This window comes from Quyinboa sediminis (assembly GCF_042219855.1).
Lineage (GTDB): Bacteria > Bacteroidota > Bacteroidia > Bacteroidales > UBA5342 > JBHJHP01.
In genome coordinates this window covers 1-9,698 of the sequence record NZ_JBHJHP010000013.1, presented here as the reverse complement: position 1 = coordinate 9,698, position 9,698 = coordinate 1, and the positions used below count along the sequence as shown (strand labels likewise).

12 protein-coding genes are annotated in these 9,698 nt (G+C 31.9%); 1 reads left to right on the top strand and 11 read right to left on the bottom strand.

Annotation, left to right across the window (positions count from 1 at the left end; genetic code table 11):
• Positions 1–211 precede the first annotated feature (211 nt).
• The 11 genes from ACE1EF_RS19630 to ACE1EF_RS19580 form a co-directional block, all read right to left on the bottom strand.
• Positions 212–598: a hypothetical protein gene (locus ACE1EF_RS19630; protein WP_375722412.1), complete on the bottom strand. Its 387-nt coding sequence runs from the start codon at positions 596–598 to the stop codon at positions 212–214.
• Positions 599–767: 169 nt separating this feature from the next.
• The gene (locus tag ACE1EF_RS19625) at positions 768–1,346 is read right to left on the bottom strand and encodes a hypothetical protein (RefSeq protein ID WP_375722411.1); all 579 of its coding nucleotides are present in this window, start codon (positions 1,344–1,346) and stop codon (positions 768–770) included.
• Between the two features lie 187 nt (positions 1,347–1,533).
• Positions 1,534–1,995 carry a hypothetical protein gene (locus ACE1EF_RS19620; RefSeq protein WP_375722410.1) on the bottom strand — a complete coding sequence of 154 codons (462 nt, stop codon included), beginning with the start codon at positions 1,993–1,995 and terminating at the stop codon, positions 1,534–1,536.
• 170 nt (positions 1,996–2,165) lie between these two features.
• Positions 2,166–2,690 carry a hypothetical protein gene (locus ACE1EF_RS19615; protein WP_375722409.1) on the bottom strand — a complete coding sequence of 175 codons (525 nt, stop codon included), beginning with the start codon at positions 2,688–2,690 and terminating at the stop codon, positions 2,166–2,168.
• Between the two features lie 155 nt (positions 2,691–2,845).
• Positions 2,846–3,577: a hypothetical protein gene (locus ACE1EF_RS19610; protein WP_375722408.1), complete on the bottom strand. Its 732-nt coding sequence runs from the start codon at positions 3,575–3,577 to the stop codon at positions 2,846–2,848.
• A gap of 154 nt (positions 3,578–3,731) precedes the next feature.
• Entirely contained in the window at positions 3,732–4,199 is a 468-nt protein-coding gene (locus tag ACE1EF_RS19605) for a hypothetical protein (RefSeq protein ID WP_375722407.1), read from the bottom strand.
• Positions 4,200–4,388: 189 nt separating this feature from the next.
• Positions 4,389–5,384 carry a hypothetical protein gene (locus ACE1EF_RS19600; RefSeq protein ID WP_375722406.1) on the bottom strand — a complete coding sequence of 332 codons (996 nt, stop codon included), beginning with the start codon at positions 5,382–5,384 and terminating at the stop codon, positions 4,389–4,391.
• Positions 5,385–5,527: 143 nt separating this feature from the next.
• Complete coding sequence (locus ACE1EF_RS19595) at positions 5,528–6,433, bottom strand: hypothetical protein (RefSeq protein ID WP_375722405.1); 906 nt, start codon at positions 6,431–6,433, stop codon at positions 5,528–5,530.
• Between the two features lie 166 nt (positions 6,434–6,599).
• Positions 6,600–7,559, bottom strand: a complete 960-nt coding sequence (locus tag ACE1EF_RS19590; RefSeq protein ID WP_375722404.1) for a YARHG domain-containing protein — start codon at positions 7,557–7,559, stop codon at positions 6,600–6,602.
• 169 nt (positions 7,560–7,728) lie between these two features.
• Positions 7,729–8,559 (bottom strand): hypothetical protein, encoded by an 831-nt coding sequence (locus ACE1EF_RS19585; protein ID WP_375722403.1) that lies wholly within the window; start codon positions 8,557–8,559, stop codon positions 7,729–7,731.
• A 170-nt stretch (positions 8,560–8,729) separates the two neighbouring features.
• Complete coding sequence (locus tag ACE1EF_RS19580) at positions 8,730–9,470, bottom strand: hypothetical protein (RefSeq protein ID WP_375722402.1); 741 nt, start codon at positions 9,468–9,470, stop codon at positions 8,730–8,732.
• 22 nt (positions 9,471–9,492) lie between these two features.
• Between ACE1EF_RS19580 and ACE1EF_RS19575 the strand changes: the two genes are divergently transcribed.
• On the top strand, positions 9,493–9,698 hold a 206-nt coding region (locus tag ACE1EF_RS19575), incomplete at its 3' end, for a hypothetical protein (RefSeq protein WP_375722401.1).

Genomic DNA, 9,698 nt, shown 5'->3' with positions numbered 1-9,698 from the left:
ATAATCGAAATGTAATTTTTATTCATTTTTTATAACCTAAACTTATTTACAGGCTTTGTCATAATTGGCTATAACGGTCCTGCGGTATGGTGTCGTGCGGTTGACTGTCCCACGAAGTGGAGACTGTCAAGCCGAAAACGACGCCAGGATGCATGTGGTATTGCGAGTTAAAAGAACCGCATGCACTATGACCGCATGTTGTGTGTAGTTTTTATTTTTCTATTAAGTCTTTAACTTCTTCTTTGTCAGTCAACTCGTTAAACCACAATAAATTTGAAATGAACTTTCTACTTAATTCAAATTCATATTGTTTATGTTTATCAAGCTGCTCAACACGCACAGAAATAAACGCTATCTTTTTATTGTCTTGGTCTTTACGATACGATAAAGAAAAAAAGTAACGATATGGAGCTACTCCAGTATCTTCAAAAGGTCTAAATTCAAGAATCTGTTTTAATCGAGAATAATCAGCATTTATAATTCCGAAACGAAGATTTAAAGTCTCTCCGTTTATCGTGTGTCGAATCAGAGAGGAAAAAATATTGTTAGATTTTGAAGCTTCCAATAATTCAATCATATGATCGTTTTTGTCTCTCATTTTTCAAAATTACACACAACGTTCCCGCGGTATGGTGTCGTGGCAGTTTCTGTCCGACAGGATAGGAACTGTCAAGACGAAAAGAGCCAGCTGCGAACGTTGAATTATTTTATTTAAAAAGTACTGCCATGCACTATACCGTGTGTTGTGCCTAGTTGTTTCTTTTCATTTATTCAGCGCTAGCTCCAATAAAAATTGACTTTACTTCTCCATTTTCGAAGCTAAAAATCACGCCTCCATAAATTGAACCAGCAACTAAGGTTTCTGCATTTGAAAAATTTGAATTTAAATAATCTTTATATGCTTGTTCAACTTTCTGATAGTTACTCCCAATTGAAATTCCTTTACTTGTCTTAAAAGGACATGGATTTATCGCAGTAATCATATTAATAACCTTATCCGATTTAGTTTCTCCAATCAAGTCTAGCTTAATTCCAAGTTTAGAATATTTATAGGTCTGATGATATAATCCATCAGCGCCCCACAACTCATTTTTAGTTGTATCATCCGGTAAACCAAGTATCGTAGCAAGATCAGAATCTTGGATTCCGAGTTTCAATTTGTTAAGTGTTTCACTTTCCATTAATTCAAATCCAAGTTTTTCAAAATCTTTTGAGTGAGCTATTTCATTACTTTTCAGTAATACTGTTGAATCTGAATTGGCATGTTGATTCGTATTTTCTCTTGTTTTCTCTTGTCCAAAAGTAACAAAGGAAATAAAGAAAAAGAGAATTAGAGATTTCATCATTTTAAATATGATTTGTCTTATTACAATTAGGCACAACGTTCCCGCGGTATGGTGTCGTGCGGTTGACTGTCCCACGAAGTGGAGACTGTCAAGCCTAAAACGACGGCATACGGAATGTGGGTTTGCAAATTAAAACAAAACCGCATGCACTATGACCGCGTGTTAGCGGTAGTGTTTTTTTCTAATGTCATTCATAATGAAATCCATTATATTTTAGTTCTTTAAAGCGATTTATTCTTAATGTCAAACTAAATTCATTGTTCTTAGAATTTAATTCATAATCTATTTTATCGTCAAAATTCTTGATTAAAGATTCTTCTAGTTCAGGTGGATAGAATCCATTTTGTTTTTTAAAAGTTTCAATTGAATTTATGATTGGTTTTAATTCATCCTTTTCTCTATTAATTATGAAATCTTGTATTCTAGACCCTAAAATCATCGAAATCAAAACTGAAGCTACAACATGAATTAATATTCGTGAAGTTTTTGATTTTCTGTATAAATCAAGCACAAAAATGAAACTGGCCGCAACAATTCCGATAATTAATACACTCAGGGTAAAAGTAAAATTGTCGAAGAATGTTACTACAATTATTATAGTTAATAAAAGTGTTACAATCGAAAATATGATCTTGTCTCGTTTCGTCAAAGTTTATTCTTTATCACATTACCGCTAACGTTCCCGCGGTATGGTGTCGTGGCAGTTTCTTTCACCCGTGAAAGGAACTGTCAGGACGAAAGGCGTTTGCAGCGAACGTTGATATTTTTTGTTTAAAATGACTGCCATGCACTATGACCGCGTGTTAGGCATAGATTTTTTTATTTATCAATTGTCATTATTAAGTTTTTTGAAAATAATTCAAATTTCTCTAGGTATTCAGAATTACACTTTTCTTTAATCTTTGCAAGATATTCTTTAGCATATCCTTTAGGATCTTCTTCTTGAGATTTTAATAATTCACCAATCTCAAGTGCAAACTTTGAAATTCTAGTATCTGTCAAATTGAAAAAATCGTTTGGATAATTTAAACAGTAAAGTTTAATGTATGTATTAATCCAGGTCGGCATAAATTCATGCTCTCCTTGTGCTACATATTCAGGTAATTGCTGATATATAATTTCAAAAACTTTAAAATAAAATGCTCTATCAACAGAATCCTTAATTATAATGTTTGATATAAGCTTGTAAATATAATCTTCATCTATCTGGGAAATATTAGTTCCATTTAATATTTCATGGCCTATATTCTTAATTTCAACAGAATCATTCAATGCTTTGTTTGTCTTTGCGAATAAAGTCAAACTTATAGACAAGGTCAATATAAAAAAGGTAAATCTCTTCATTTTATAAATTTATGCCTAACGGTTTGGCGGTATGGTGTCGTGCGGTTGACTGTCCCACGAAGTGGAGACTGTCAAGCCGAAAACGACGGCATACGGAATGTGGATTTGCAGGTTAAAATAAAACCGCATGCACTATGACCGCGTGTTGCAGGTAGTTATTCATTACAGTTCTCAGTATTTATAAAGTTAAAATCTTCGCTTAAAATATAATTTCCTGCGGTATTTGTTTTTAGATTTATTTCATAATATTTTGTCCCATTTTCAGTCCAAGAGTTTTTTAAAGTGACAGTTTCTTTTCTGAAGTTTTCCTTTTTGCTAAACTTGTATGTATTTTTTTTGTCAAAAATTCCCTTGAAGTAGATTGCCTTAAACTTAGGAATAAAACTATAGTCTTTAGCTTCATTTTCATTAACTAACTTTTTAAATTCTTTTTCTGTTATCTCTTTTTGGAAAAACTTTTCCATTATTTTCATGTGTTTATCTGCTTTTTTTTCATCGTAAGTATCCAAGAGATATAATGTGTCAGGTTTTATTAGGAATGTCCATTTTCTCATATTTTGAACAACAATTGTTCCATTTTTTTGAGTATAAATTGGATATCTTAAAATATTCCAATTCGATTTTTGAATACTTTTATTCAATTCTGCAACATTTTCTGCAATTGAACTACCTCTTGAATACACGATAAGTGTGTCATTTACTTTTTTCCGAAAAGCTATTACATCGCCACAATCCAAAAAACGTTCAAAACCGTCTGGAGTTTGGGGAATTCCAAATGTAATATGATGGTTTTTTATCCACCATTTTAGTTCTTGTTGGTTCTCAGGATGTAAATGAACAAGGTTGAATGAAAATGTTAGTATTGAAATTATAAATAAGTATTTCATTTCGTAGTTTAGTTTTAATTACCTGCAACGTTCCCGCGGTATGGTGTCGTGCGGTTGACTGTCCCACGGAGTGGAGACTGTCAAGCCGAAAACGACGGCATACGGAATGTGGGTTTGCAGATTAAAACAAAACCGCATGCACTATGACCGCGTGTTAGTGGCTGGCGGTTCTAATCTCTTTATCAATCAGTTTCAATAATTTTTTTTGTTGATAATTAATCATTGAACTATCAATAAAATATTCTAAAATGAATGAAAGTAATAATGCTCCTCCAAATAGGAATGTATTTTCAATATTTTTGTCCGTAGTTAGTCCAGAATATATAGTTATTATAACTAGTGTCAAAGTGAATAGTAATGAAAACCTAAAACCATTTTTGATATCTGTAATTATAGTAATTTTAATGAAGTCAACATCTTGTTTGAATGATAATTTTCCATCGCCATACTTTCTTTGAAAAGATTCAAGTTCTTGATCTTTGATATCACATTTAAATAGAACAGTATCATCATTAATTTTGATATTTTTAAATCCAATTGATTTTAAAGAATCTGAAATTATTTCTGGTCTGAATTGGTCTATCGTAATCTTGATACTATTCGTAAATCTTAATTTAATCATAGGTAATTTTTATAAATCCAATTACTTTTTTCCCGCTTGCCACTAACGTTCCCGCAGTATGGTGTCGTGCGGTTGACTGTCCCACGAAGTGGAGACTGTCGAGCCGAAAACGACGACATACGGAATGTGGGTTTGCTGATTAAAACACAACCGCATGCACTATGACTGCGTGTTGGGCAACGTATTATATTATTTGGGTTCAGTCTCAGTTATCCTTATAGGAATTAACTCTTTGATTGCTTTTTTCTCCTCATCTGAAAGGAGTTCAAATTCTCTATTAAAATACTCCAAGGCTTTATCATTTCTAACAGAATTATAAGCATCAGTAAGCTGATTTTGAACACTGAGATATGTTTTGTATTTCGTTTCTATTTCATTTTGTAATGAAACAATAAGTTTAGATTGTTGACATTGTCCTAGTAAATCAATATTAACAGTCTGTAATTCTGGCATTAAGGAGTTAGTTGAATCACTTAGAATATATTTTTTAACTAATCCGCTCAACTCACTTATTTGTATTTTTTTATCATTGACAAATACAGAATCTACGTCTGTTGCGATATACACATTCAACAAATTTCTTTTTTTAGTTTTTGATTTATATTCCTCAGTCTGATCTGGGATTTTTTTTAAGAGGCCAGAATCTGTATCTCTAGTTGTAGCTAATAACATCAAAGTAGTCATTTTATAATATTTATGTTCAAAATCTTCAGGTGATAAGATTTTGCAGATTACATTAGCTATGTTACTTAAACTTATATAAGTAGAATCTTTAAAAGTGTTTAGTACGATATTTAACTCAAATAACTTAGATTTTTGGTAATACTTTTTTGATTTAAAGTCTTCTATACTCAGTAAGCATTTAGGCAAAGTAGAATTCAAGTTAAAAGTGTCAGAGTGAGCTTTGAGAGTATCGAGCAAGGAATACTCAAATTCAAGGTTTATATTCTCTAAAGACTTTATTTGTTCAAATATGTTATAGTAACTTTCGCCAGAATTGTCTTTTAGTATGCCACTTTGAATTAGATCCTTTTCAAAATTTTCAAGCTCATTTTGTAAATTCAAATTATATTCTTGAAATGTTTCATTAAGACAATTCCATAGTTTATTTTCTGCTCGATAATTTTGCGCATTACAAAAATTGAAGATAAAGATATTTAAAATGAAGAGGATTTGTTTCTTCATATTTACTGTCTGTCTAAATATGTTGCCCAACGTTCCCGCGGTATGGTGTCGTGCGGTTGACTGTCCCACGAAGTGGAGACTGTCAAGCCGAAAACGACGGCATACGGAATGTGGGTTTGCAAATTAAAACAAAACCGCATGCACTATGACCGCGTGTTGGGTGGCGTTTTTATTAGTTTAAAGAAGTAATCATCAAGAGATTGAGTTAAAATAATATCTAATGAATCACTTGTTAAATTTCTTATCCAAAAATCATATTGGTTTCTCCAATCATTCTTAATTCCGTTGTGAAAGTGTCCGCCAAATTCATAATCAAACTCCATTTTTAACTGAAGACTATCAATTTCTTGAAAGTCGTATATAGTTATGAATAAACTATCAAATCTAATCGTTGCACTATCGACAATATGTGTAGTCTTGCCCATATAAGTAGAGTCGTATTCATAAATTCCTGTCCAGTCTCCAATAAGTTTTTTTTTCGTAATTTCAGCTCTCTGCTTGCTTTTTTCACCTTCAACAATCATACTCAATTGGGTTGGGAATCCAAACACTTTAATTGCCATAATTGTCAAAGTGCATATTATAATGTAAATCGACTTTATATTTGTCCGTATTAGTCCAGTTATTATGAAAAGTCGTAATGCTAGAGTCAAGGAATCATAAAATGAGATTATTGGGTCAGGCGCAGCTGCAATGGAAACAACATATCCACCCTTAAAATAGAACAATTTGAAAATCCAGAATGCTAATTCAACAAGTACTAAGCTGACTTTTAAAATCCTTAGTCTGAGAAAAAATGAAATTAGAATTAGAGTTACCGATATTGATGAGAAAAGAATGTTTTTAGTGTCAAAAATTGATTCTCCGCCAACAATACATCCCCATCTATCTGTATAATCTAAATGTCCAAAAAATCCGATTACAAGTAATATTAATAGTGCATAGTAATTATAAGGTTCAGTAATAATCTTTTTATACCAATTCGCTATCCATTCCACTCGCTTGGCTGAAAAGAAAATAATCAATATTAATATTGTAAATAGTATCATGTTATGCCGTTTCTCCTAAATGCCACCCAACGTTCCCGCGGTATGGTGTCGTGGCAGTTTCTGTCCGATAGGATAGGAACTGTAAGGACGAAAAGAGCCGGTAGCGAACGTTGAATTATTTGGTTTAAAAGTACTGCCATGCACTATGACCGCGTGTTGGCATGCGTTATTTTTTTTCAAACTCTTTTATTTTCTGAATATTATATTTCTCGATTTCAGTCAATGCTTTGGTTACATCAGTACAACATGGTTTATACCAAATTTGCTTCGAAAAGTAGTCATTCAAGTCTCCCGATTTAAATTTATATCCATGAGCTGCGAAAATTTCATTTCGCATTATTCTTAATCTATTCACTGGAAAATTTTTAAGGTACTTATCTGTTAGCTTGTATTTTGAAATAAATCCGAATTGACGAAATTCCCTTAAATTTCCTAGTTTGTTTTTATTAATATCAGTTATAATAAAAGGTTGATAATAATAAATAGGCTTAGAATTCTTATCAGTCCAAGGATCATCTATATAGTCGAGTATGAACTTTGTTAATCTATATTCTAAATCTGGTTCTCGTTTTATTTTATACGATATTTCATAAATTCTAAATCTGTCCTGGTATAAATCAAGGCGTTGACCATTTGCATCAATCCCGCCTTCAAAGGGAAATTTAAACCCACCAATTTCAATTTTTCCATCATTGTCAATATCTGCGAAAATAAAAGCAGAAGAGGTTTCTGTTAATCCGATTAATTTGAATTTATCAAAGTCACGTTTAATTATCAAGTATGAATTAATCGAAGGTCTATTGTCAACTTTGAAAATATATAAATCGTTGAATATCAAACAAATCCCTTTGTTAAATATATCGATCTCAGGTGACAATCCATCACTCTCTTTAAATTCATAAATCAGTTTATTATTTCGATAAATTTTAATTGTACCGAAGTATTCACATTTATCAGTCAAAACGATGGAATCTCCATTAATTTTTTGAAATATATTTAATCCGAACGAAACTTGGAGAGAATCAACATAATCAGCAATTGGAACTGTCAATTTACCTTTAAAATCAGTCTGACTGAAAATTGTAATTGGGATTAGAACTGTTATAAGAATGAGATATTTTTTCATTGTTGTATGGTTCTTTTTTTAATGCATGCCAACGTTCCCGCGGTATGGTGTCGTGCGGTTGACAGTCACACGAAGTGAAGACTGTCAAGCCGAAAACGACGGCATACGGAATGTGGGTTTGCAAATTAAAACAAAACCGCATGCACTATGACCGCGTGTTGTGCTTTCGTTATTTTTTAGAACCTTCAAGCAGTTTTTGTAATTCAATATTTAAATCTTTCGAAACAATATCCTCAATTTTATCAGATTTAAAATCATATTTCTTAACTGTAGATGGCTCGGAGTTATCATCATACTTTCCATCATCGTTATAGTCAATACCGAACCTAACCAATAAATCCTTACTGTCATGTATGAAATCATAATGTGCTATATCAGCCCCTTTGTTAGATATCACTCTAATATCTTGGTTTTTGATTGAATAGATATATAAGGATTTTAAATCTTTGAGATTAACAACTCCATCTCTATATGTATCTTGGCTAGCAGCTGTAAATAAAATCAAAATATCATCGTCAAAAACCTCAGTTCTTATTGCACCAAAGTTTACTCTACTATCAAATAATTTTTTAGTTGTTTTATTCTTTAAATCATAAACAATCAAATTATTAAAAGAGCCATAATAATAGCTTGAATACCTATCGTCTGTTTTAACTTTTTCAAAAGAATCCATAATTCCAAGAACTCCTTCATCAATATATTCTGCTGAATTTAGTGTTTGATGTCTTACTGGAATAATGTAAATTGAATTAACCGTATCCACCAATCTAGGGAAATCATATGATATAACTTGTTGACGCTTTTTCTCTTTCTGTAATTCTTCAATTTTTTCTTCAGACAGTATCCCAGTTTCATCCTCATTAGATCCCATCATCCATTTAAGTTCAGAGATGCCAGCAACAATCATCATTATCAATCCGACAAAAGCTATTAAAACTAATATAGAACCTAAAAGAGCTAATAATTTTTGGTTGTAAGTTTTTAATTTCTCAATATTCATATTTATAAGGTTTTACTTTCCTTTTGAAATAATGAAGCACAACGTTGAGTATATGCAAAGTAGGCGATTGCGGGCTTCAAACTTATCAAACCGTTACAATGTTGAATCGGGCTACAACCCTTGAATTTACTACTGTATCGCCTATTTTGTATATACATTGTTGCCAACAGTTATTTTTTATTTATCATATTTTTAATCTCAATATTCCAAGACTGATTTTTATATTTTCCAGCTACGAGTTCAGCGTGATAGCTTTTCTTAGGCTGAAAAATAATCAATCCTTCTTTTATTGCTACTTTATCAACTAATGAATATAAATCTTCATAATCCAGAATGTCTGTGATTGTCTGCTTAGTTATATTTTCTTTCTTGTCTGTGTATTCAGTTATCAATTTAGACTTATCATCATTTGGTCGAATTTGGAAACTAAGGTCAATCCGATATTGACTTGTCTCTTTTGTTGTATATTTAATCAATAAACACCTATTGTATTTATCTATCAAGTCTTTAACGTTCTTAATCAATTCAATTTTTAAATCATCATTTTTATAAATCCAATTTAAAACCTTAAAAGTTATCTCCTTTATTATTGCGTCTTTTTCGGAATCAGTCAGATTATTAAATACGGAAGCATTTAAACCATAATCATAAAATTTTATCTGCTTATCCAAAAATACAGGGCTCTCATTTATCTCGTTATCATTTAATTTTTGTGAGAGATTTATATAAATATGGTCAAATTCTCCTGAAATAAATCCGAACTCATTTAGCTTTCTTGCAATTCTCTGTCCAATGTATTTTGTGTCAAGCGAATTCTGATAAATATTCCCAATCATACCATCAAATTTTCCGTGGTAATCATCAGGTTTTATCTCAAAATATCGTATGTTTTTTAGTACTCTATTATCCATGTAGTACGGATTTTTATAATTGTTGGCAACGTTTCGCGGTATGCTGTCGTGGCAGTTTCTTTCCGACGGGAAAGGAACTGTCAGGACAAAAGCGACAGCCCGCGAATGTTGTAATATTTTATTCAAAAGTACTGCCATGCAGTATGACCGTGTGTTAGGTGCTGCTGTTTCTTTGTCTGCCCGCATTGAGATTGTAAGATCTGGTCATCTTTCCCGCTCAATTTCCCT